The organism is Leptospira fainei serovar Hurstbridge str. BUT 6 (assembly GCF_000306235.2).
Taxonomy (GTDB): domain Bacteria; phylum Spirochaetota; class Leptospiria; order Leptospirales; family Leptospiraceae; genus Leptospira_B; species Leptospira_B fainei.
This window is the reverse complement of the sequence record NZ_AKWZ02000002.1, coordinates 242,684-264,530: the sequence shown is the minus strand read 5'-3', so window position 1 is coordinate 264,530 and position 21,847 is coordinate 242,684. Positions and strand designations below refer to the sequence as shown.

The following is a 21,847-nucleotide window of genomic DNA, read 5'->3' as shown; positions in this document are numbered from 1 at the left end:
GATTTTGCGTGATCGATTTACTTACCGGCTTAAATGATCCGCAGAAAGCGGCCGTAGAACGATTGGACGGTCCCGTTTTGATTCTTGCCGGAGCCGGATCCGGCAAGACGAGAGTCATTACTCATCGAATTGCCAACTTAATCCTGAATCGAAAAACTGATTCTATATGCGCTTTAACGTTCACAAATAAGGCTGCGTCGGAAATGGCGGAACGAGTGCGCAATTTGGTACCGGATCTGCCGTTCAATGTGCAAATTAAAACCTTCCATTCACTTTGCCTATTTATACTGCGGAGAGAAGCAACTGCGCTCGGAATTGATTCCGGTTTTACCGTCTACGATACAACGCTTCAGGAATCTCTAATTAAGCAAGTAGTAAAGGATTTGCACGAAGATCCTAAGCAATACAAGCCGTCCACACTGACGGGCATCTTCTCATCCTTAAAGGATTCGATGCTCGACCCCGATCAATACGTTAGAAAAGAGGATTTTTCCCATCGATCACAAGTCGTCGCGAAGATCTATGCGGAATACGAATTTAGAAAACAAAAAAACCAGGCCTTCGATTTCGGAGATTTGATATTGAGAGTCGTTCGATTGTTCGAAGAGCAGCCTTCGATATTATCGAAGTATCAGGAACGTTGGAGATACGTCATGGTGGACGAATATCAGGATACGAATAAGGTTCAATACCGTCTGGTTCGATTGCTCGCCGGAGATCGCGGCAATTTATGCGTGGTGGGTGACGACGATCAATCCATATATTCCTGGAGAGGCGCTGATATTTCGAATATTCTAAATTTCGAACATGATTATCCGAATTCGTTCGTGGTTAAATTGGAAGAGAATTATCGTTCCTCCGGGCGAATTATAAGAGCTGCCTCGAAGGTGATTTCCAATAATCCTGATCGTAAAGAGAAAGAGCTCTTTACCAACAATCCGGAAGGCGAGCCGGTAACTCTTTCCGAGTTCGAAAACGAAAACGAAGAGGCGTATGACGCGGTAAAAAAAATTCGCTCGGAAGCGGCCAGAGGAGCCGATTATAAGGATTTTGCCATATTTTATAGAACGAACGCCCAGTCGAGATATTACGAGGAAAGTCTCAGATCCGCTGGTATACCGTACAAGATCTTCGGAGGATTTCGATTTTTCGATCGGGCTGAGATCAAAGATATGGTAGCGTATTTGAATGTGGTTGCCAATCCTCTGGATTCGACATCTCTCCTGAGAATCGTGAATAATCCGCCAAGGGGAATCGGGGACGCCTCTATCGAGAAAATGAGGGAGTTTTCCATAGATCGAGGATTTTCCTTTTTAGAGGCGCTGGGACATCCGGATCTACCGTTAAAAAAAGCCGGCATCGCGAAAGCGAAAGAACTTTATCATCTATTCGAAGACCTGATTGAAATGAAAGAGAAAGGAGAGCTTCCTTCTAAGATTGCGTTACAGGTCATTGAACGATCGGGTTGGGTGGAATACACTGAGCGAAACTCTCAAGATGAAGAGGCCGTTTCTAGAGTCGAAAACGTTCGAGAATTCGTGAACTCCATTGCCGAATATGAAGAGCGTGAAGATTCTCCGAATTTAGAGGAATACCTTAATCAGATTAGCCTTCTTACGTCCGAGGAGGACACTGCTCAACTTACCGATTACGTTCATCTGATGACGGTACATAATGCAAAAGGATTGGAGTTCCCGACGGTCTTTCTGACCGGCTTAGAAGAAGGGACCTTTCCGCATTCGATGAGTCTTGACGAACCGAAAGGCGAGCAGGAAGAGCGTAGGCTGTTCTACGTAGCCCTGACTCGAGCTAGAAAAAAACTATATCTAAGTTATTGTAGATATTCTCGAAAGTTCGGAAAAGTAGAACCGCGAATTCCCTCTCGCTTTTTACCGGAAATTCCTCAGGAATGTTTCGGGCAAGACGCCGTATTTACAAGAAGGGGGGTCAGGATGCCGGAAGGCCCCCCTGTGGCTTGGGAGGGCGCGGGAGATTCTTCGTTAAAAAAGGGTCGGAACTCGGAAGATTCGGGTACAGCCAGTCCCTTAGGTGAAGAAGCCGAAATCGGAGAGGGAGATCGTGTTAGGCATGCGCAGTTTGGCGTGGGAATCGTTGCCGGAGTCTCCGGGAACGGGAAGAACCGAAAAGTCAAAATCAGGTTTGGGGGGGTGGAAAAGAACTTTTTCCTTGCCTATACCCCCTTAGAGAAATTATAACGGAAGGAAAAGTTCCTCCTTCTAAAAACCGATAATTATCCTAAGGAACACAGGAAAACCAATGAAACGGATCTTAGTAGCAGCTCTTGCCTTAGGCTTGGCAAGCCCCCTCCTAGCAGGAAAAGTAACCGGTCTAGTGGAAGAATTCAACAAGGTAGAAGAATTTAATAAGAACCGAAAAATCTCGGAGGCAGCTAAAAAGGCCACTCTGGAAAAGAATCTTCTTTCGGCTCTTAAATACAGTCTTCACCGAAAGTATCTGGATTACAAAGAATATACGAAAGGTCTAACGGCCGATTCGCTCCAGTACGAGCAGCAAAAAGGTACGTTTTCAGTATACGTTAAGTATAAAACTTATATCGTATTTTATACGTATCTAATGGATCCGGAATTATATCTTCAGACACCTACGAACGAAGTCTTCTACGTTCGTCCTGATAATTTAGAAGAAGAGACACACAAGGAAGACAAACAGCAACCTGCGTCTCCTTCGAGCCAGGCAAAATAATCTTCAGGAATGCGATTTCCGGAAGAAGCTCATATCGTATCAAGACTCGTGCTCGAGGCTGCGGATGAGATTCTCCGGATATATCGTAGTGAATTCTCGGTTCGAGAAAAAACCAAGGGAGATCCCGTAACCGAAGCCGATCTGGCTGCAAACAGAATTTTAGTCGAAGGAATTCGTCAAAAATTCGGAGACCCCGTTTTTTCGGAGGAAGAGATTCTTCCCTTTGATCAAGAGACTCATCGTTTCGGACGAGTTTGGATTTTAGATCCGATTGACGGCACCCGCGAATTTGTCGCAAAGAATCCGGAATTCGCATTGAGTTTAGGTTTAGTTCGGGAAGGAAGACCGATTTTCGGCATCATCATGAACCCTGCTAGCGGCGAGTTTTTTTGGGGAAGGGAAAACCTCGGAGCGGGATACCAAGTTTTGGAACCTCCTTTTTCGAGCCGAGAGATCGACTGGAATCTTTCTCATAGGTTTTTAGAAGAAGCCGAAATTCCGCCTTTGAAAGAAATTCTAGTCTCGGTTTCAGAATCTAGAGCCGGACTGTTCGACAAGACGAGTTTCGGGACCCAATATAAAACTAAGTCCACGGGTTCTATCGCTTATAAATTAGCGTTAGTCGCCGTCGCCAAAACGCCATTGACTCTTTCTTTGCGACCTAAGAATGATTGGGACATTGCGGGAGGTGTCGCAATTCTCCGAGCGTCCGGCGGATCCGACATCGAAATAAAGACCGGATTGCCTTTTGATTTTCTAAAATCGAAATTAAGCGTGGGTCTTTTGGCCGGAAAAAGAGAGATAGTCCAAGAATTTTGGAAAGATAATGGAGCTAGACTACAAGGTTCCGTTCGTGAATATTGGTAAATATTTCAGATAAGGAAGTTCGCGCACTTTGAACGGAAAACGAAAGACCGATAATTTAAAGAAGTCGCTAAAACCTTTTGTAATAGGAGTGGATGCAAGGCCATTATCCACCCCTGTCTCAGGCGTCGGAAGATTAATCTCCGCCACCCTAAAAGGCTTCGAAGGAGATCCCCGTTTCAGCTTTCGCCTTTTTTCAAATCGTCCGTTACATGCAAGTCACTCTAGCCTGATAAAACTAGAGAATGTCCGGCTGGAGATAGGGCAAGGTTATCTCGCCAGAAAAGGGGGGCTGTACTTCGGCCTCGAGCTTCCTTGGCTTTTACGCCGGAACGGGATCGATCTCTTTTGGGGAACTCAGCAAGTTTTACCCCCTTTTTTTCCGGGCAATATTCCCGCGGTGGTTACCTGCGTCGATTTCGTGATTTATAAATTTCCGAATACGATGAGATGGCTCGCTCGGTTGCAGCAAGCTTTGTTAATTCGGTGGAGCGCAAAGCGAGCCGATAAAATTCTTCCGATTTCGAGAGCAGTCGGGGACGAGGCAAAATCGTATTTTAAAATTCCAGAAAGTAAAATTACGGTCGTATATCCCGGTTACGATCCCGAAGACATTCTACGAGCTCCAACCAAGCCTCCGACGAAACGCCTTGCAAATCTTCCATCCAAATTTTTTCTATCGGTATCTACGGTGGAACCTAGAAAGAATTACGGTTTTTTAAGACAGGCCTATCAGGAATACTTAACGATGGCCGGTCGTAAGCCTCGGCTTTGGGTACATGCAGGTAAAGCCGGATGGGAAACTCCGGAGTTAGTGGAAGCAATGCGAGCGGAAAGCAAATCGGGAAAAATGCTTTGGATCGAAGCGCCCTCCGATGAAGAATTGCATTATTTATATTCTAAGGCCGATTTATTCCTGTTTCCTTCTCTATATGAAGGATTCGGAATTCCCTTAGTGGAAGCATTGGCGCATGGAAAACAATGTATAGTTTCCGATTTGCAGGTTTTTCGCGAAATCGGGGGAAAATCGATCACTTACAAAAAAACGGATGACCCTCGAAAATGGGCTGAGGCGCTACAAAGCTTTTGCACCAAACCTTGGAAATTACCGAAGCCTAATTTAAAGAAATTTGAAATGCTTCATTCGGCAAAATTGACTCGAGACGTTTTTCTCGAGTTCCTAAAAGGCAAATCGAATTAGAAATTTCCGAATAGTTTCCGTAAGATTCCGGTTTTGACTCGTTCTAATGTTCCGGAAAAAACGATACCTCGATCCGACTTCCAAAGCATGTGCATTCTATTTCTATCCAGCGCTTGGAAGAATACTTCTTCCTTGTCGTTGGGAGTGAATCTGAATAAGTCCTCTTTCCTTTCCCAATCCGATTCGTTCCATCCCTCTCGATCGTGAACCGACGAGAATTCGGATGAGTTCACGTTCAAGGAGAATCCTTTTTTGGTCGACCATTCAAAATGGGCAGTCGGAATCGTTTGTCGCGAGTCGGAAAAAACGGGCATTGCGGTGATTCCTTTACCGGAAAACCGAGATCCTCCCAAATAACCTTCAAATTCTTGAAAGGATAGAAAGTAATTATAAATCGAACTGTACACGAGTGAAAACGATTCCCCTATTTTACTAGCTACAGTCGTCCTGGCAAGGAAGATCGGGACTCTTTGGGGAAAGATGCGGATTTAGCTTGAAGGTGTCTCGGGATTGAGCATTCTGGAGAGGATGAGCTTTAGACTTCTCGCCACTCTTTCTCTCGCAATCATTTTCAGTTTAACGGTATGTTCTTGCTCAAGAGGAGAAGACGCAGCGATTTATAAAATAGCGCTTGAAGATTGGGACGGTCGATCTCACCAGCTCTCCGAATACCAAGGGCAGCTTCTGATTTTGGATTTTTGGGCGAGTTGGTGCGAGCCTTGTAAAAAAGCCGTGCCGGTCGTAGAAAACCTCAAAAAAGACCTTCACGGTAAGAACGCTAAAATTTTGGGAGTAAATACGGAAAACGGATTAAGCATACAGGAGATTAAGAACGCAGCTAAGGAATTCGGAATGGATTACCCTAGTCTCCTGGATCCGGAGTGGAAATTAGTGAACCTTTTGAAGATAGAGGGTCAGCCCGCCCTTTTCGTATTTAGCAAATCCGGAAAACGCCTACATTTCCAATACGGGATCTCTGAAAAAGATCTCCCGGTTTTACGAGGGCGCCTGCGAAACTGGCTCGAATCTCCCTAAAACTCTCAATTATGCATAACGATCCACATAAATAACTCTTGATCTCTTCGACAAAGCATTAAAAAAAAGGATTTATCTCTAGGGTTCGCCTTTTATCCTGGGGACCGTAAATCGGGTTCCGCCGGAAACCTAAAAAAACCCCATAGTAAAAATCAGGAGAGTTATGATTCATGGCTGAGAATCTCGCCCAATTGTTCAGTGAGTCTGCGGAAAAATACAAGAACCAACCTGCCTTCTATTCCAAGGATGCTCACAAACATTACCATCCGGTCACCTACGGTCAGTTGTACGAATATGGTTTAAATCTAGCCGAAGCGTTGATCGACTTGGGAGTTAAGCCCCGTGAACATGTCGGACTCTTGGCTGATAATAGGATAGAATGGATTATCGCCGACTATGCAATCATTCTTTCCGGAGCGGCCGATGTACCGCGCGGTAGCGACATCACCGATTCCGAAATCGTTTATATCGTGAGTCATTCGGAATCGGAAGTCGTATTTATAGAAAACGATAAAATGCTCGAAAAATTTAATCGGAATAAATCGCAACTAGCAAAAGTAAAAACGATTATCATTATGGATAAGGATTCTAATTCTCCCGGAGTCCTGAAGTTGTATGATTTGATCGAAAAAGGCAAACAGCTTCGTGCTAGCGGATCTCGCAAAGTGGAAGAGAGAGTCGCAGGAATCAAACCCGAAGATCTATTCACTCTTATCTATACGTCCGGCACTACAGGTCTGCCCAAAGGGGTCCAGTTGATGCACTCGAATATGATGCATCAAGTATTGAATGTCACTCCGATGTTAAAGATTAACGCCGAAGCGAGATTACTTTCTATCCTTCCCGTTTGGCATGTATTCGAACGGGTAGTGGAATACGTATGCATTAGTATCGGTGCGGCGACTTATTATACTAACGTACGCGACCTTCGTCAGGATTTGGCGACAGTTAAACCTACTTTTATGGGATCGGCTCCTAGGCTTTGGGAGAATATTTACAACGGTATCTATACTCGCATCAACGATCCAAGTCAAACTCCGACGGTTCGTAGAACCCTATTTAAATTGGCATATTTCTTTTCGGATAAGAATAACGCCTCGACTCGCTTTCTTTCGGGCAATGAGGTAGATTATCACGGTCGTAATCCAATAAAATCTTTCTTTTACGGGATTCTAATGATCGTTCAGTATTTATTGACCGGTCCGTTTACCTTAAGTGTAATTACGGCAATTGCGGCCTATGTGCTCGCCCCCACTGAATTTGCTTATTTAAGTCTTCCGCTTTATATCGTTTCCGGTTTGGCTTTGTTTCTGAACAGCGCTACCTTGGATAAGGTAGTTCTCTCTAAGATTAGAACCGCGACCGGCGGGAATCTCAGAGCCTCCATCTCCGGCGGAGGAGCGCTGCCTCGACATGTGGATGAATTTTTCAACAATATCGGAATCAACGTGTTGGAAGGTTACGGAATGACCGAGACGTCTCCGGTTCTTTCGGTTCGTACTTTCCAAAAATTGATAATCGGTTCGGTCGGTAGTATCGTACCGAAAACAAGACTGCAGATCCGAAACGATAATAACGACGTATTAACCGAAGTAGACGAGGGCGGTCATATCACCCAAGGTAAGCTCGGTCGGAAAGGCGTCGTTTTCGTAAAAGGGCCTCAAGTTATGAAAGGTTATTTCAAAAACGACGAAGCCACTGCCAAGACTTTAGTCGACGGTTGGATGAATACCGGCGATATGGGAATGATCAACTTTAAGAGGACGTTAACTCTAACCGGCCGGGCAAAAGATACCGTTGTACTTCTCGGCGGAGAAAATGTGGAGCCGGTTCCGATCGAAAACAAATTGCAAGAATCGCCGTACATTAGTCAGTGTATGGTGATCGGCCAAGATCAGAAGAATTTGGGCGCCATTATTATACCTGACTTCGAGAAACTGGGCGAATGGGCCAAGGAAAACGGGATCGATGTTTCAGATCGGGAAAAATTAATCGAAAATCCTAAGATAATCGATTTTTACCGTAAAGAAATCAAGAACTTGAATAATGCAAAGAATGGGTTCAAATCTTTCGAGCAAGTTACGCCGTTCTTTCTCATTACCAAACCGTTTGAAGTAGGCGAAGAGTTAAATAATATGCTCAAGATGAAACGTCACGTGATTGCGGAAAAATACGCGGATAAGATCAAGAAGGTCTATACCGATAAATAGGCTTCACCTACCATATTTTCCGTAAGAATGCCCGAGGATTCCGCCTCGGGCATTTTTTTGCCGTCCCATTTTTTCCGTCTGTCCGATAGTTAAAGCATGATACAGTCTTTTATTCGGCAGCCTTCCGTATTTGAACCCTATGGACATTCGGACGTGTATGCGTTGGATAATTTGTATTTTTCACCGTTAAAAAGCGCCGAAGTTTGGGACTTTTCTAAACTCACCGAGTTTTCGCCCTTGAGTTTGGCGTTCTTACTGAGTCGGGGAGAGATGGCTTTGACAACTGCGGAGAAGCAGGTCCTGAAAGTTCAAGGACTCACTTCCGGTTTTAAAAAAGGACTCTGCCTCATCGCCGGAAAGGAAGAGATCAACGGCGTCGAATTCGATGCGTTTTTGCCGACCGTTTTAGGGAATTTACCTTCTCTAACATATTCTAGAACGGTCGATTGCGATACTGACAATCAAATAGTTCCGATCCTTCCGGGGGACGGATTTAATTTCACGGGAACCTGGAAGGGAAGGCAATATCTTTCGATGTTTCGCACCGGAGATTCTACTGCCAGAAATCTTCCAGCATTGCTAAAATGGGTTTCGGAACTTTCATTTAAATTCAATGCGAAAGGGAATTTTTTTCTTCGCACGGAAAAACAGTCTTATCTACATTTCATGAAACCGAATGAAGGACTGGGTGCGGTTTTTCTACAGGAGAAAGAGCAGATACATTCGCCATTTTTGTTTCTTTCTCTGGATTATCAGCAAGTTACGGAAGAATAAAATATTAGCGAGAAAGAATTAGTGGAGTGAATCGTTCTATATTTTTTACTCCAAATGTTTGCTAAAAAGGAAGGCTTCGATTGCTTCATAGTCTTCTAGTTCCGAAAGTTCCATGACTTTGCGCACTAGAAAAGTCGCTTGCTTGAGCCCGGTAGAGGCGAGAATATTCCTGATTCCTCCGACAAACGGGAGGGATACCGACAATTCGCGAAAACCTAATCCCAATAATAAAATCGTGAACGTCGTATCGGACGCAATCTCTCCGCAAATGCTTAACGGCTTTTCATATTTCCAAGCGGTTTCGACAATCTGCGTTAACGAACGTAGGAAAGAAATGTGAAATGGATTATAAAGATTCGAAACGTTCACATTATTACGATCAACGGCCATTAAATACTGAAGTAGATCATTCGTTCCGACCGAGAAAAAATCCACCTCTTGTGATAGGATATCCATTGCCGCGACGGCGGACGGGGTTTCTACCATCATTCCTAATTTAATTTTTCGATTGAACCGTTCCTTTTGGCCGGACAATTCTTTTTTACACTCTTCGATGAGTTCTTTTGTTTTCCGTATTTCCGAGAGGTTTGTGACCATCGGAAGTAAAATACTCAAATTTCCGAAAGCAGAAGCTCTTAAAATAGCAAGTAACTGTTCTTTAAACCATTCCGGATTTTGCAAACTGTATCGGATCCCTCGGTTTCCAAGGAAAGGATTCTCTTCGAATTCTCCCGTCGAAAATTTATCGGCGCCTATATCGAAGGTCCGTATGCATACCGGACTAGGATCCAAGCCCTCGGCTATTCTCTTATACGCTTGAAATTGTTCTTCACCCGAAACGTTTTTATCCTGGTATTTTAAGAATAAGGATTCGGATCGAAAGAGTCCCACTCCGTCGACTTCCAATTTCTTGGCTTGTTCCCAGTCGGTATCGGACTCAAGATTGCATTTTAGTCGGATTCGAATTCCGTCCTTAGTGATCGCTTTCTTTTGTTTTTGAGATTTACTTTCCGAAAGAAGAGGAGATGAAGCTCCGTAATATTTTACTTCTTCAATGGTAGGCGTCCGGACCATCTGACCGTTTTCACCATCCAGGAAAACATATTCATTGTCCTTTACGCTTCCATAAAATTGTTTTAAGCCGACGATTGTCGGTATACCGTAATTTCTCGCGAGTATCGCCATATGTCCGGTCTTTCCTCCGAGATCCGTCGCAATCCCACGTATTCTGCTTTTATTCATCAAGATCATTTGAGACGGAGTTAATTCGCGAGCGACGAGTATGACGTCTTCGGATAAATCCGTTAAGAAGGAAGCTTCTTCTTTTTTATCCAGAAGGTTTTCTAGAATCCTGTTAGAAATGTCCTGTAGATGGTCTACCCTTTCCCGAAAAAAATGGTCCTCTATTTTGTTAAACTTTTCCGCCCACTCTCGAATTGCATTTTCCACCGCGAGAAAGGCGTTTTCTCCCCGTTTTTGAATCCGATCTTTGAAGGAATTATTCAGCATAGGATCTTCAGTCAAAATGACTTGGGTTTCCAGAATCGCTTTCATTTCCTTAGCTTCCGCTTTCTGATTCAGCTTATTTACAATTTCCTTAAGTTCTTTGCGGGATAGTAGGATTGCTTTTTCTAAGCGTTCTAGCTCTGTGGGAATCTCCGATTCGTGAATATAGGCTCCATGGGCGAGATGCCGTTTCTTTGTTCCGATTTTTACGCAGCGGCCGTAAAAACGTCCAGGAAACGCGATGATTCCCGGATAAGTCGTACGTTTACTGCTGCTCATATTCATAAGGAGGAAATTCCGCGAAGATTAGGAATATATACGAATTCCTGTGAGGACAAGCTTTTTTAAAGGAGTTTTCCGGGGGTCAGGTATAGGGATATTTCCTCCAAAGGAAGCTCCGGAATTAAAAATCTCCGGTTTTCTGTCTGGTAGGGACGGAATTTATCCGTGAAAAAATCTCGACTGAGGTTCGAAACCTTCTTTTTTAAACGACCGCGGTCTTTCTTTTGAAAAGAGGAATACGACGGCTTTTGTATTTGCCCAGTTCGTTTCCTGTTTCGGAACTCATTACTAATTTGGCCATTGAGACATCCAGCGCATGACCTGCTTTAGAAGCTAAATAATGTCCGATGATCGGCCTTCCGGCAATCGATAAATCGCCGACCAGATCCAGGATTTTATGTCGAACACACTCATTTTCGTAACGTAATGATTCGTTTAAATAACCGTCTTGCGTGAGTACAATTGCGTTATCTAAGGATCCTCCCATAGCAAGCCCTTTCGCCTGTAGAGCTTCTACGTCTTTTAAGAATCCGAAGGTCCTTGCGGGAAGGATCTCCTTTTTGAGTATTTCGCGATTTAGATTGATTGTGATGTTTTGACCTTTAAGGAGAGGGTGGGGGAAATCAATCGTATAGGTTACTTTCCATTCCTTGCTCGGTAGGATGACGAGGTATTTGTCTCCGTCGACGACCCACATTGGGTTTTTGACGTAGATAGGCTCTTGCACTTCGTCAAATTCGGTGTATCCGGTAGCTTCAAATGCCTGTAAAAAAGGTAAAGCCGAACCGTCCATAATCGGGACTTCCACGGAGTCGATTTCTAGGATCATATCCGTTATCCCTAATGAGAAAACCGCAGCCATGAGATGCTCAACCGTTTGCACTCGGTGGAGTCCGTCTCCTAATGTGGTCGCGTTGCTTGTATCGACTACGTTACTTAGTTCTACCGGAATAGAGGCCTTATCTTCCCCTTTTCTATATTCAAATACTATTCCTGTTCCCGAAGGAGCAGGGTGGGCGACCAGATTAACTTCTTTTCCCGAATGTAATCCGATCCCTTTAATTCTAACTGTTTCTTTAATTGTTTTTCTATGTTCCGTGAAATTCATCGGTTTCCTATCCAGATCTTTCTTATCTGGGTCAGTTTCTCGCTTCAACGTGGGTCTTCTTTATTGCGATTTTCATCGCTGGTCGGATAAAAAATAGCCCTTTAGGATTAATAAAGCAACTTCCATGCCATGAAGGACCGAAAACTCTAGGAAAAAGGGGGCTTAGATCGCGGTTTAAAGCTTTACGAGACATAATTTGCAAGAAATTTCCGTATATTTGTCTCATTTTTACAACAGTGTTGTTTTAGAGAGACAGAATTCCGGGATCCCCTTTTTCGCATCTCGTGTTCAACTAGTTGCCATATTATGAAAGCAACGTATTGCGGGAATTCGGATTCGAACGTTAGATTTGCTTTTGAGTACTTTTTACGGATGATCTGGAATTGTTACCAGGGTAATTCCTCTCCATTTTGATGGAAAAATTTACCGCTGGAATACAGAGACCAGCTCTCTATTTGCCTAAATAAGCCTTCAGCGGCTTCTCGAGGGGGAATTCCCTGGCGTCCGGTCATTTCTGTAGCAACCATTCCGGGATGTAAAATTGCGACAGAGATTTTTCTAGGCTTCAAATCCTTGGATAAGGAAACGGCACCTGCATTTAAGGCAGCTTTCGACATTCTGTAACCGTAATACCCTCCGGAGTTATTTTCTCCGATGGAACCCAGCCGACTCGTAATAAACGCGATTTTTGCTCCATCCTTTATTTTAGGAAGCAGTGAATGAGTTAACCGGAGGGGGGCCAACGAATTCACTAAGAATTGGGTTTCTACTTCTTGAAAATCGATGCTGTCGAGGTTGTCCGGTATCAAAATTCCGGCATTATTGATTAATAAATCCAGGTGATTGCCGGAAAGGGCGTTTGAAAGGGAGTCGAAGTTCCTACAATCGGTTAAATCCAGGCCTTCGAAAATCGGGACACCTAATCTGCGCAAGGGTTCGGATGCCTTTCTGCAAGCCGCCAATACTTCATAACCCTGTTCCGAAAAAATTCGAGCTAACTCTAAGCCAATGCCGCGATTTGCTCCGGTTATCAATGCGTGTTTCATTTGAAAAAGACCGACTCTATGGAACCTTTCTAAAAGAGGAAAGATGAGGAGGAATTCCGAATCAGGTTGACGACTTAGGAAATAACTTTCAACCTGCTGCGATATGCAATACCAGATTACCCACAAACCATCGTTCTCTCTATTGAAGCTTCGATTGGGTCCCGGTCAATCTATTAAATCGGAAGCTGGTGCCATGGTTTATATGAGTTCCGGGATCGGAATTGAAACGAAAATGGGGAGCGGCTTCCTTTCCGCTCTTTCTCGGAAATTCCTAGGGGGAGAATCGTTTTTTTTCAATATCTATACTGCACCTAACGCCGGAGGGGAGATCGGGTTGGCCCCCGAATTACCCGGCGATATAGTGGAATTGGATATGAACGGGAAGAAGATTCTGATACAAGCGGGAGCTTACCTTGCATCGGATGAAGCTGTTCAAGTTGTTTCAAAATTTGGAGGCCTCCGCTCCCTTCTGGGAGGAGAAGGTCTCTTTCTCCTGGAACTTTCCGGAAGCGGTAAGGCGTTTTTGAGCGCATACGGATCCATTTTTCCGATTGAAGTGCAAGGCGGATATACCGTTGATACCGGGCATATCGTAGCATTTGATTCCTCCCTCCAGTTTACGGTTGGGAAAGCCGGCGGGAGTTGGAAATCCACTTTATTTAGCGGTGAAGGGTTAGTGGCGAACTTTACGGGAAACGGGACTCTTTGGATACAAAGTAGAGTACCGTCCGGTTTTATCGGCTGGCTCACGCGTCTCTTACCGGGGTAAGAAAGGCAAGTTTCGACAGGACTTAACAATGAATATTAATATCTTATATAAGCCATCTTATAGTATCGCGAAAGTAAATTTGGAAGCGGGAGAATCCATCAAGGCCGAATCGGGCGCCATGATGAGTATGAGCTCCCATATCGGGATCGAAACTCATAAGGCTCAGAAAGGCGGCTTTATGAAATCGCTAAAGGCCGCATTTTTAGGCGGGGAGTCATTTTGGATGAATACCTTCTCCGCATCCGAGCCGGGCGAGTTGCTTTTGGCCCCCACATTACCGGGAGATATCGAAAGTCTGGCTTTAGACGGCACCGTCTTCGTTCAATCCAGTTCTTTTTTAGCTTCTTCCCCAACAATCGATATGGATACTAAGTTCCAGGGAATGAAAGGATTCTTCAGCGGAGAATCTCTTTTCTTTTTGAAACTATCCGGCAAGGGAACCTTGTTGATAGCAAGCTACGGAGGGATTGAGTTGCTTGAAGTCGACGGCGACTTTATCGTTGATACCGGGCATATTGTAGCGTTTGAGGAAGGCTTAAATTATAAAATTACAAAGTTTGGCGGTTGGAAATCCTTCTTGTTCGGAGGAGAAGGGCTAGTGGCAAAATTCAGCGGTAAAGGAAAACTTTGGATCCAGACCAGAAATGTTCCGAGTTTGGGTTCTTGGTTCCGATCGGAACTTCCTCCTAAGAAAAGATAGAGCAAAGAGAAATACTATGAGACACGAAATACTAGCTAAACCTGATTTTCCATTATTAAAGATTACATTAGAAAATGGGGAATCAATTCGAGCCGAATCCGGAGCCATGGTGGCGATGGCTCCCAATGTTAAAATGGAAACGAAAGCCGAGGGAGGCATTTTTGCTTCCGCAAAACGGGCGTTGCTTAGCGGCGAATCTTTCTTCCAGAATACCTTTTTTGCTCAAGGAGGGGCAGGCGATTTATATCTTACTTCCGAAACCCAAGGCGATTTAGAATACCGCGTCTTAAAAAACGAAGAACTTATTCTTAGTAGAGGAGCGTACGTAGCCGGTTCAACCGAACTTACGATTGATAGCAAATGGGGCGGGTTTAAAGGTTTTTTCTCCGGAGAAGGTCTTTTCTTTCTGAAAGTAAGCGGAACCGGCGATCTTTATTTTTCAAGTTTCGGAGCCATTCACACGGTTGATGTAGACGGAACGTATATCGTTGACACAGGGCATATTGTAGGTTTTGAAACGACTCTAGACTATCAGATAGATCGAGTTGGTGGATTAAAATCTCTCTTCTTATCCGGTGAAGGATTGGTCGCTAAATTTTCCGGAAAGGGGAGATTATATGTGCAGTCGCGGAACCAAAATTCATTCGCATCTTGGGCAGACAGTTGGCGCCGTGTAGAAAAATCCTCGTCGAGTGATTGAAACAACGTTTACGATGAAGTCCCGGGTGGGGCCGGATCGGTGGTTAGCGAGACGTCTGTATCAGATTTATGATTTATTGAAAAGCCTTTTTTTGGCAGGGTTCCGTGTAGGAGCTCCTACAAAGAATGAATCCTATATTTGGTTGACAATTCGTTGAAATCGTGTTAGTAAATTTATTTCTCGAAAAGCCACCGCCATCCCCCACCCAGGAAGGGTGGGAAATAATCTCAACCGAATCTCCAAACTTCGCCGAATCGTTTCAATCTGAAGATCTACTACTTCCTTCCTGGATATCCGATTACGTCCATAAAAGCTGAGACGGAAAAAACCGCCTTACCCGGTCCGGGTTCCCCGTACCCTGGAGGAACAGGTAAATTATATTTTTCAAATGTAGTTTTCCAAACGGTCAATAGTTCGCAAAAATATTCGAGGGGAGGTCCCGGTTGAGTGCCTAACGTAGTATATGGTTCCGGACACCAGGCCGTAAAGCGCGGCATAATCCCTTTCGACATAAAGAAATCCAAACCTTCTCCAGTTGATGCAACCGCCTCTTGAACGGTCTCAAATCCCCAGGGTTGAGATAACTCCACTCCGCCTACAAAATTCGGAATCACATGAGCGGGGCCGAAAACCTCGGCAGAATCAACGATTCTACGAATCCAAGTATCGCGACCGATATAAGACTCTTTACCAGGACAGATTTTTTTAAAAAGTTCTTTGTCCCAAACTTCATAGTTAGGGTGGTAAACTTGAATGCCAGCGTCTTTAAATTTTTGACAATCTTCTTTCTCCCAAGCTTGAGAAACGATTTTTCCCATCCATCTTCCGGGAAACTTGTCCTCTATCGCTTTTGCATATTCCAGATAGAAATCGATCTCGTTTTTTTTCTTTAAGGATGTGATGACTGACCCGCCGGTAATCGTATAAACCTTTGCAATCTGATCTTCGGAATCGATCCAGGAAAGTACCTCTAAGAGGTCTTCGATTTCCTTGACGCCGGTATAGGGCCTGCCGGCATTTTTTTGCTGACGATAATTATGGTTTATATCGCAGTACGCGCATTCTTCCTCTTTTCCAAAATATTGACAATTTCGAAAAACGGTTAAATAGATTAGATAGCCCCATTCGATTACGGGTGCGATTTCTCCAGGTAACTTTCCTGATTTCGTTTTATGCCGGTACCATGCCGGTTTCGGCGGGTATTCTAGATGTCCCAAGAAAGTATCATTTAGAAAAAGTCCTGGCGTCCCTTCCTTGTCCTGTCCCGGTGCGATTCGTTTCACTTTATAGGGGGAGGTCGGATTATTCCGTGTAGAGATAACGGTAGGCAATAGATTAAAATGTCCACCCGCTAATTTTATTTCTTCAGGTGCCTTCGAATCCGCTCCTTCTTTTAGATCGGCTAAAGGAATGTGATCGAAAGAAAAGATGAAGTAATCTTTCGTCTTATACTCGTCCCTTACTAAAAAAGATTCTGGCAAAAAATGAATTCCCTGCCTAAGGATGTCCTGCTTCACGATAGCTTCCAAAGGGATTGTTCGATATTTTCGTTCCATCTCCTCCAGCAATGCGATTGAAGATTCGGGGCGTACGGTACTTCTAGCGTTCATCTTAACGACAGACTGTTTTCCTAGGGCGTTTTGGCATCTAGTTTTTCCGTTTTTTCACGTTGACCGGGGCCTATTTCGAACGAGGATTTTCTTATGTTCCGCCTTTATCCTTTATTTAGAGCCCTTTTAGTATTTTTGGTATTTACCTCCACTTTACATTCAGTTGAAACTAAGAAAAAAAAGAGAGAAATTCCTGCTAAGCCAACGAAAGCCGTAACTTGGGCCGACCTTACGTGGAAGACTGTCGCGAGCGGATTTAAGGAACCCACCGATATTCAATTTTTTCCAGGACAATCCCGGAATTTCGTCGTACTTGAAAAGAAAGGCAGAATCTGGTTGGTCGATCTTACTTCAGGAGAAAAGAGTCTCGCTGCGGACTTCACGGGGAACGTTGAAACAAGATCGGAAGAAGGACTCTTAGGCTTATCTTTCCATCCGGACTTTTCAGAAAACCGTCGTTTTTACATTAATGCAGTATCAAAGGAATCCGGTAAGGATCAGACCTTGATTCTTGAATTTGTTTGGGATTCGCAAAAAATTCTTTCCTGGAAAGACAGAAAGCGTGTTCTACTTCGAGTCGATCAACCTTATTCCAACCATAATGCGGGTCAGTTGGCCTTCGGCCATGATGGAAAGTTATATGTAGGATTTGGAGATGGAGGAGCGGCTAACGATCCATTTTTACACGGACAAAATCCAAATACCGTCCTCGGTACGCTGATTCGGATCGAGCCCAATCTTGAAAATTCCGGTCCGGCTTATAGGATTCCAAAAGACAATCCATTTCTTGGGAAATCGGGATTCCTTCCGGAGATCTGGGCCTATGGACTTCGCAACCCCTGGCGATTTTCTTTCGATTCCAAAACCGGAGAATTATATCTAGCGGATGTCGGACAAAACGAGTTCGAGGAAATTGATCGAATTGAAAAGGGAGGCAACTATGGATGGAATATTAAAGAAGGATATCATTGTTTTCGAAATCATTCGGAATGCAAAAAACCGGGTCTAATAGATCCCCTATTCGAGTATGACCACCAGGTCGGACAATCGATCACAGGCGGCTACGTATACCGGGGGAAACAATTACCTTTGTTAGAAGGTAAGTATGTTTTTGGTGATTTTGTAGCGGGCGTTATCTGGGCTTTATCCGTAGAAAATGACAAAAAAGCTTCCGCGCGTAGACTTTTCAAAGTTGGGTTCCCAATTAGCACCTTTGGCCAAGATTCTGCAGGTGAGATTTATTTTGCCGATTTTACCGGTGGAAATATTTATCAATTGGTAAAAAAAAATTGAAATAAATTGAAAAACCTATTCATTTGAATGTTAACCCATATAGATCGGACCGCCTCCACCGCGGATCCGGTTAATCTCGATCAAGGATAGGGGTATGAAGAACATCATTTCCGTTGCATCGGCCGTCCTACTGGTCGGTCTGTTAGCATCCGGAGCTTGCAAAAAGCCTGCCGAAAACGCAGAAGCTGCGAACGCAAAACAGAGCGAACCTACGGCAATCATTGTATTTAGCGTTGGAGAATCAAAAGTTCTACACGCTGATCTAACCGAAGAAAAAGCAGGCTTAGGGGCTTCTCTCAAATCCGGGGACAAGCTTGTCACCAAGGATAAAGCAAAAGTCGATATTCAGTTCGCGGACGGTTCTGCGATCAGAATTTCCGAAAATTCCCAGTTAGAATTCGCCGCTTTGGCGTTAAATGCTAAGGGAAATACTGATACTCGTCTCGCGCTCGTTTCGGGAAAAGTTTTTGCCAAAGTTAACAAAGCAAGCAAAGACGATCAGTTTTCGGTTATCACTCCGACCGCCATCGCTGGTGTGCGTGGAACGTCCTTCCTCGTAGATCGTACCAAACCTGATAGATCTGTTATTAAAGTTCTGGAAGGATCCGTTGCGGTTGCACCTCGCGTAAGAGCCTTAGAAGGCATGAGCGCGGAGGAAATCGAAGGAAATTCCGATCTTAAGAAAGTACAGAACTCTCTGGATAAAGCCGAGATCATTTTGGAAAAAAACGAGTCTTCTCTTGTGAAAGCGTCTGACAAAACGTTCGGAGCAAAGGATACTTCCAAAATTGCGAGTTTGGATAAAGAGATTCCAAAAGCTGTTACTAAACTTTCAGGATCCGGTATTTCAAAGTCCGAAGAGCAAGAAATCAACACTATCGTTACTGTTGATAAAGGAACGGCAGAAAAGATCGTAAAACTGAATGATGAATCTGCTTCCGGCAAGCTTGATGAGCAAGCTGCGGCAGTAAACGACTCGGAAAAGAAAAAGATCGAAGCTGACTTGGCTAAACGTCAAGAAGACGAGGTAAAACGTTTCAAAAACGTCCTAGTTTCCGCTCCAAAAGACCTGAAAACCAAGCAAGATTTGGTTAACTATTACGAAAAGCTTGAAAAGATCGTCATGGCTGACGGGACTTCATTTATCGGAGCGATCGTAGATCAGCAAGGAAGTACGATGATTGTTCATACTGAGCAAGGCATCAAAAGAATCAACCAAGCTGATGTGCAAGAGGTCGTTTACGATTTCCAAACCAAGACCAAACTCTAAACTGCAAGCTTAAAGAATGGTGGAAAAATCCCGGTGGTTCCCGTAAGGGCCTCCGGGTTTTTTCTTTAATAGCGCTATCGAGCATTCTATGAAAAATTTTCTCTAAATTCCCCCTAAAATGATGATGAATTCATTCTACCGAATTTGTGAATATTTGTGTTGTTTTTGACGGAATCTCGTTAGAAATTTCGATTATTTACCGTCCAAACCGAGAAAGGATCTTCGTGTATCAAAAGTGGAGAATTTTCTCATTCTGGAGATCCATTTTAACTTAATCCGATACCAAAAAAAGACCACCGGAATCCCAAGGAGATTTAGAATGATGGGTGCATCCCCAATCCGATTTATTGCCACTTGCTTACTTATCGTTTCAATTGCGGCCTCTGCTCAGAATGCGGAAGACGATCCCGAACCAAAGGCGGCACCTAAATCGCAAACCCAGCCTTCCACGAAATCCTCCGGTGGATCCGGTAAGAATTCGCCAAAATCCGAAGGAGCTACGTCCGGAAAAAGAAACGATACGGAAGAACGAACGGGTGCCACGCCCGATATTTACGTTAATTCGAAGATCAAATTCGAACTAACCTCTTCCGATGATGCGTCTAAAGTCGACTTCGTAGAATATCGAATCGGGGAGGAAGAATACGTCACTTACACTGCCCCCATATTCATCAACAAGGAAGGACTCGTAAAAGTAAGTTATAGAGCGGTTGATAAGGTAGGAAATAAGGAGAATCCTAAAACTTTACTCGTTCTAGTCGATAATACCCCTCCGAATCTTAAAGTAAATCCGAGTCATACCGTCTTTTCCGCTAGAGAACAAAGTTACGCTCCTAAGGATACGACATACACGATCGTTGCGACCGATAATCTTGCCGGTGTAAAGGAAGTTAAATTTTCCGTAAATGGTAGTGAGTTTAAGACATACGATAACCAACCGATACGCTTGGATAAATTGGGAGTTAACACCCTTAAATATTTCGCTACCGATAAATCCAATAATACTTCCCAAGAAGGAATTTACGCGGTCACGGTCGATTTTGAAAAACCGACCGTTGCGATTGCCGAAACGATTCCTTTGGTACCGGTTGAATCGAAGCTATATACTAGAAAAGGAAATACGTTTTCTTTGAAAGGGAACGATTCGTATTCCGGAATTAAACAGCTTATGATCAAGGTGGACGGCGCGACGGAATGGACGGTTTATAAGGATTCTTTTAGCGTAACGGCGCCGGGTCAGCACACTATCGAAGCAAAATCGGTGGATAACGTCGGCAATGAAAGCGAAGTGCAAAAACTGACGTTTATCCTGGATCTAACTCCCCCTGAAACGAAAATTCGCCAGGTGGATGCAAAATCGCCGGAATCGACGAATCCTTCCAATGCGAAACCTGCGGGAAAATAATATTTCTTTTAAGTCGGATCCGTTCTAAAAATAAAAGCCCCGGAAACTTTGGGGCTTTTATTTTAGGATTCGATTTTGAATTCTTAATTCGATCTAGCTGGGGTTTTTCTCTTTTGAGTCCAAATAATTTTCCCAGAGCTTTAAGATTGTGTTTATCGTATCTTCCATTTCGAGCACCATCATTTTGTGATGGTAGCTAACCAATAATTTTCCTTTACCGAATTTTCTGATTTCGGCCCATTCTACTCTAAATCCTTTTATTAGATTCAATGAATCTAATAAAAGGTCCTTAATTTCGGTCTTGGATAATGGACCCTCTTTTTTTGAGAGATAGGAAAGAAGGGAATGAAATATAATTTTTTTTATTTCCCCCGAATCGGGGGAGTCCGACGAGCTTAAATCCGAAACTCTATTTAATTTTCGTTCCACGGCACTTGCTCGTCAGCATGATAAGAACTCCTGACTAACGGACCTGAGAATACGGATAAAAAACCTAGACGCTTTCCATATTCCTTTAAATCCTTAAAAATATCGGGGTGAACATATTCCTTTACAGGATGATGAGATGCCGTAGGTTGCAGGTATTGCCCGAGAGTCACCATTTTAACACCGGAATCCCGCAGATCCCTGAGCGCTTCTTTGACTTCTTCCAAAGTTTCCCCTAATCCTAAAATCAATCCGCTCTTCGTAAGGAATCCTCTTTCGGAAGCGTGTCTTAAAACCTGCAGAGAACGATCGTATTTTTTTGCGGGCGCAATTTCGGGAAATAATCGTTTAACGGTTTCTAAATTATGATTAAAAATGTCCGGCTTACTGGAATAAACGATCGATAGGTTTTCTTCTTTGGCTTTAAAATCCGGCACTAGCAGTTCTATCTTGCAGTCGGGCAATTTCTGGCGGATTAGGTCCACCGTTTCCTTATAATGACGAGCTCCACCATCTTCCAAATCATCCCGATTTACGGAAGTAATTACTACATGTTTTAAACCGAGAGCTGCAGCCGACTCAGCGACTCTCAGAGGCTCTCCTGCATCAAGAGGAAGGGGTTTACCAAATGGAACATCACAATAGGCACAACGCCGAGTACATATATCTCCGGCGAGCATATATGTAGCGGTTTTTCTGGACCAGCAGTGATTTAAATTAGGACAGGAAGCGCTCTCGCAAACAGTATGCAAGTTACTTTCTTCTACTAGCTCCCGAACGATCGAAACGGAATTACCTGTTTCTCTAAACGGAAGGCGAACTTTTAGCCAATCCGGCTTTTCCGGAGCGGGAACGTTGGACGAAGTTCTAGGTTTTTTCTTGAGCGGGTTCACTGTCTATAGCCTGTCGAGTTCCCGCAGAAAG

General features: G+C 43.9%; 20 protein-coding genes. 13 read left to right on the top strand and 7 right to left on the bottom strand.

Annotated elements, in window-relative coordinates:
* Positions 1-8 precede the first annotated feature (8 nt).
* From LEP1GSC058_RS02640 to LEP1GSC058_RS02625, 4 genes are all read left to right on the top strand, one after another.
* Positions 9-2,216 carry an ATP-dependent helicase gene (locus LEP1GSC058_RS02640; protein ID WP_016548221.1) on the top strand — a complete coding sequence of 736 codons (2,208 nt, stop codon included), beginning with the start codon at positions 9-11 and terminating at the stop codon, positions 2,214-2,216.
* A gap of 61 nt (positions 2,217-2,277) precedes the next feature.
* A complete protein-coding gene (locus LEP1GSC058_RS02635; protein ID WP_016548125.1) occupies positions 2,278-2,724 on the top strand; it encodes an LIC11625 family surface-exposed protein in 447 nt (148 codons plus the stop codon).
* Between the two features lie 9 nt (positions 2,725-2,733).
* On the top strand, positions 2,734-3,591 hold the full coding sequence (locus tag LEP1GSC058_RS02630; protein WP_016548004.1) for a 3'(2'),5'-bisphosphate nucleotidase CysQ: 858 nt from the start codon (positions 2,734-2,736) through the stop codon (positions 3,589-3,591).
* Positions 3,592-3,619: 28 nt separating this feature from the next.
* Positions 3,620-4,789 (top strand): glycosyltransferase family 4 protein, encoded by a 1,170-nt coding sequence (locus LEP1GSC058_RS02625; protein WP_016548213.1) that lies wholly within the window; start codon positions 3,620-3,622, stop codon positions 4,787-4,789.
* Here LEP1GSC058_RS02625 and LEP1GSC058_RS02620 read toward each other — a convergent pair.
* Entirely contained in the window at positions 4,786-5,196 is a 411-nt protein-coding gene (locus LEP1GSC058_RS02620) for a hypothetical protein (protein ID WP_016548081.1), read from the bottom strand. The two genes, LEP1GSC058_RS02625 and LEP1GSC058_RS02620, sit on opposite strands and share 4 nt — an antisense overlap.
* Positions 5,197-5,317: 121 nt before the next feature.
* Here LEP1GSC058_RS02620 and LEP1GSC058_RS02615 point away from each other — a divergent pair, with 121 nt between their 5' ends.
* From LEP1GSC058_RS02615 to LEP1GSC058_RS02605, 3 genes are all read left to right on the top strand, one after another.
* Positions 5,318-5,824 (top strand): TlpA family protein disulfide reductase, encoded by a 507-nt coding sequence (locus LEP1GSC058_RS02615; protein ID WP_039947934.1) that lies wholly within the window; start codon positions 5,318-5,320, stop codon positions 5,822-5,824.
* Between the two features lie 170 nt (positions 5,825-5,994).
* Complete coding sequence (locus tag LEP1GSC058_RS02610; protein WP_016548164.1) at positions 5,995-8,034, top strand: AMP-dependent synthetase/ligase; 2,040 nt, start codon at positions 5,995-5,997, stop codon at positions 8,032-8,034.
* Between the two features lie 96 nt (positions 8,035-8,130).
* On the top strand, positions 8,131-8,808 hold the full coding sequence (locus LEP1GSC058_RS02605; protein WP_039947933.1) for an LIC11631 family protein: 678 nt from the start codon (positions 8,131-8,133) through the stop codon (positions 8,806-8,808).
* 45 nt (positions 8,809-8,853) lie between these two features.
* Here LEP1GSC058_RS02605 and ptsP read toward each other — a convergent pair whose 3' ends face one another.
* The 3 genes from ptsP to LEP1GSC058_RS02585 all read right to left on the bottom strand — a co-directional run bounded on the left by ptsP (position 8,854) and on the right by LEP1GSC058_RS02585 (position 12,750).
* The gene (gene ptsP / locus LEP1GSC058_RS02600; protein WP_016547969.1) at positions 8,854-10,599 is read right to left on the bottom strand and encodes a phosphoenolpyruvate--protein phosphotransferase; all 1,746 of its coding nucleotides are present in this window, start codon (positions 10,597-10,599) and stop codon (positions 8,854-8,856) included.
* A gap of 199 nt (positions 10,600-10,798) precedes the next feature.
* On the bottom strand, positions 10,799-11,704 hold the full coding sequence (lpxC, locus tag LEP1GSC058_RS02595) for a UDP-3-O-acyl-N-acetylglucosamine deacetylase (RefSeq protein ID WP_016548053.1): 906 nt from the start codon (positions 11,702-11,704) through the stop codon (positions 10,799-10,801).
* A 386-nt stretch (positions 11,705-12,090) separates the two neighbouring features.
* Positions 12,091-12,750 (bottom strand): SDR family oxidoreductase, encoded by a 660-nt coding sequence (locus tag LEP1GSC058_RS02585; RefSeq protein ID WP_039947977.1) that lies wholly within the window; start codon positions 12,748-12,750, stop codon positions 12,091-12,093.
* Between the two features lie 103 nt (positions 12,751-12,853).
* Here LEP1GSC058_RS02585 and LEP1GSC058_RS02580 point away from each other — a divergent pair, with 103 nt between their 5' ends.
* Genes LEP1GSC058_RS02580 through LEP1GSC058_RS02570 form a run of 3 tightly spaced genes read left to right on the top strand, consistent with a single transcriptional unit; the run spans position 12,854 to position 14,919 of the window.
* A complete protein-coding gene (locus LEP1GSC058_RS02580) occupies positions 12,854-13,519 on the top strand; it encodes a TIGR00266 family protein (RefSeq protein WP_039947931.1) in 666 nt (221 codons plus the stop codon).
* A gap of 28 nt (positions 13,520-13,547) precedes the next feature.
* Positions 13,548-14,219, top strand: coding sequence for a TIGR00266 family protein (locus LEP1GSC058_RS02575; RefSeq protein ID WP_016547836.1), 672 nt, complete (start codon positions 13,548-13,550; stop codon positions 14,217-14,219).
* Between the two features lie 16 nt (positions 14,220-14,235).
* Positions 14,236-14,919, top strand: a complete 684-nt coding sequence (locus LEP1GSC058_RS02570; RefSeq protein ID WP_016547931.1) for a TIGR00266 family protein — start codon at positions 14,236-14,238, stop codon at positions 14,917-14,919.
* A gap of 275 nt (positions 14,920-15,194) precedes the next feature.
* Here the strand turns inward: LEP1GSC058_RS02570 and LEP1GSC058_RS02565 are convergent, their stop codons facing one another.
* Positions 15,195-16,529: a radical SAM protein gene (locus tag LEP1GSC058_RS02565; protein ID WP_039947930.1), complete on the bottom strand. Its 1,335-nt coding sequence runs from the start codon at positions 16,527-16,529 to the stop codon at positions 15,195-15,197.
* Between the two features lie 93 nt (positions 16,530-16,622).
* Here LEP1GSC058_RS02565 and LEP1GSC058_RS02560 point away from each other — a divergent pair, with 93 nt between their 5' ends.
* From LEP1GSC058_RS02560 to ompL47, 3 genes are all read left to right on the top strand, one after another.
* A complete protein-coding gene (locus LEP1GSC058_RS02560) occupies positions 16,623-17,822 on the top strand; it encodes a PQQ-dependent sugar dehydrogenase (protein ID WP_016547930.1) in 1,200 nt (399 codons plus the stop codon).
* 94 nt (positions 17,823-17,916) lie between these two features.
* The gene (locus LEP1GSC058_RS02555; protein WP_016548068.1) at positions 17,917-19,092 is read left to right on the top strand and encodes a lipoprotein LipL45; all 1,176 of its coding nucleotides are present in this window, start codon (positions 17,917-17,919) and stop codon (positions 19,090-19,092) included.
* A gap of 319 nt (positions 19,093-19,411) precedes the next feature.
* Positions 19,412-20,497 carry a multi-beta-barrel domain surface protein OmpL47 gene (ompL47, locus tag LEP1GSC058_RS02550; RefSeq protein ID WP_016548282.1) on the top strand — a complete coding sequence of 362 codons (1,086 nt, stop codon included), beginning with the start codon at positions 19,412-19,414 and terminating at the stop codon, positions 20,495-20,497.
* Between the two features lie 93 nt (positions 20,498-20,590).
* Here ompL47 and LEP1GSC058_RS02545 read toward each other — a convergent pair whose 3' ends face one another.
* A complete protein-coding gene (locus LEP1GSC058_RS02545; RefSeq protein ID WP_016548195.1) occupies positions 20,591-20,926 on the bottom strand; it encodes a hypothetical protein in 336 nt (111 codons plus the stop codon).
* A complete protein-coding gene (lipA, locus tag LEP1GSC058_RS02540) occupies positions 20,911-21,816 on the bottom strand; it encodes a lipoyl synthase (RefSeq protein WP_016547885.1) in 906 nt (301 codons plus the stop codon). The genes LEP1GSC058_RS02545 and lipA overlap by 16 nt, the downstream gene beginning before the upstream one ends.
* Positions 21,817-21,847: the final 31 nt, after the last annotated feature.

What these genes read in the sequence shown, in the direction of transcription:
- LEP1GSC058_RS02635 (WP_016548125.1), top strand. Translation starts at nt 2,278, where the DNA reads ATGAAACGGATCTTAGTAGCAGCTCTTGCCTTAGGCTTGGCAAGCCCC.
- LEP1GSC058_RS02630 (WP_016548004.1), top strand. Translation starts at nt 2,734, where the DNA reads ATGCGATTTCCGGAAGAAGCTCATATCGTATCAAGACTCGTGCTCGAG.
- LEP1GSC058_RS02615 (WP_039947934.1), top strand. Translation starts at nt 5,318, where the DNA reads ATGAGCTTTAGACTTCTCGCCACTCTTTCTCTCGCAATCATTTTCAGT.
- LEP1GSC058_RS02610 (WP_016548164.1), top strand. Translation starts at nt 5,995, where the DNA reads ATGGCTGAGAATCTCGCCCAATTGTTCAGTGAGTCTGCGGAAAAATAC.
- LEP1GSC058_RS02605 (WP_039947933.1), top strand. Translation starts at nt 8,131, where the DNA reads ATGATACAGTCTTTTATTCGGCAGCCTTCCGTATTTGAACCCTATGGA.
- ptsP (WP_016547969.1), bottom strand. Translation starts at nt 10,599, where the DNA reads ATGAATATGAGCAGCAGTAAACGTACGACTTATCCGGGAATCATCGCG.
- lpxC (WP_016548053.1), bottom strand. Translation starts at nt 11,704, where the DNA reads ATGAATTTCACGGAACATAGAAAAACAATTAAAGAAACAGTTAGAATT.
- LEP1GSC058_RS02585 (WP_039947977.1), bottom strand. Translation starts at nt 12,750, where the DNA reads ATGAAACACGCATTGATAACCGGAGCAAATCGCGGCATTGGCTTAGAG.
- LEP1GSC058_RS02580 (WP_039947931.1), top strand. Translation starts at nt 12,854, where the DNA reads ATGCAATACCAGATTACCCACAAACCATCGTTCTCTCTATTGAAGCTT.
- LEP1GSC058_RS02575 (WP_016547836.1), top strand. Translation starts at nt 13,548, where the DNA reads ATGAATATTAATATCTTATATAAGCCATCTTATAGTATCGCGAAAGTA.
- LEP1GSC058_RS02570 (WP_016547931.1), top strand. Translation starts at nt 14,236, where the DNA reads ATGAGACACGAAATACTAGCTAAACCTGATTTTCCATTATTAAAGATT.
- LEP1GSC058_RS02565 (WP_039947930.1), bottom strand. Translation starts at nt 16,529, where the DNA reads ATGAACGCTAGAAGTACCGTACGCCCCGAATCTTCAATCGCATTGCTG.
- LEP1GSC058_RS02560 (WP_016547930.1), top strand. Translation starts at nt 16,623, where the DNA reads ATGTTCCGCCTTTATCCTTTATTTAGAGCCCTTTTAGTATTTTTGGTA.
- LEP1GSC058_RS02555 (WP_016548068.1), top strand. Translation starts at nt 17,917, where the DNA reads ATGAAGAACATCATTTCCGTTGCATCGGCCGTCCTACTGGTCGGTCTG.
- ompL47 (WP_016548282.1), top strand. Translation starts at nt 19,412, where the DNA reads ATGATGGGTGCATCCCCAATCCGATTTATTGCCACTTGCTTACTTATC.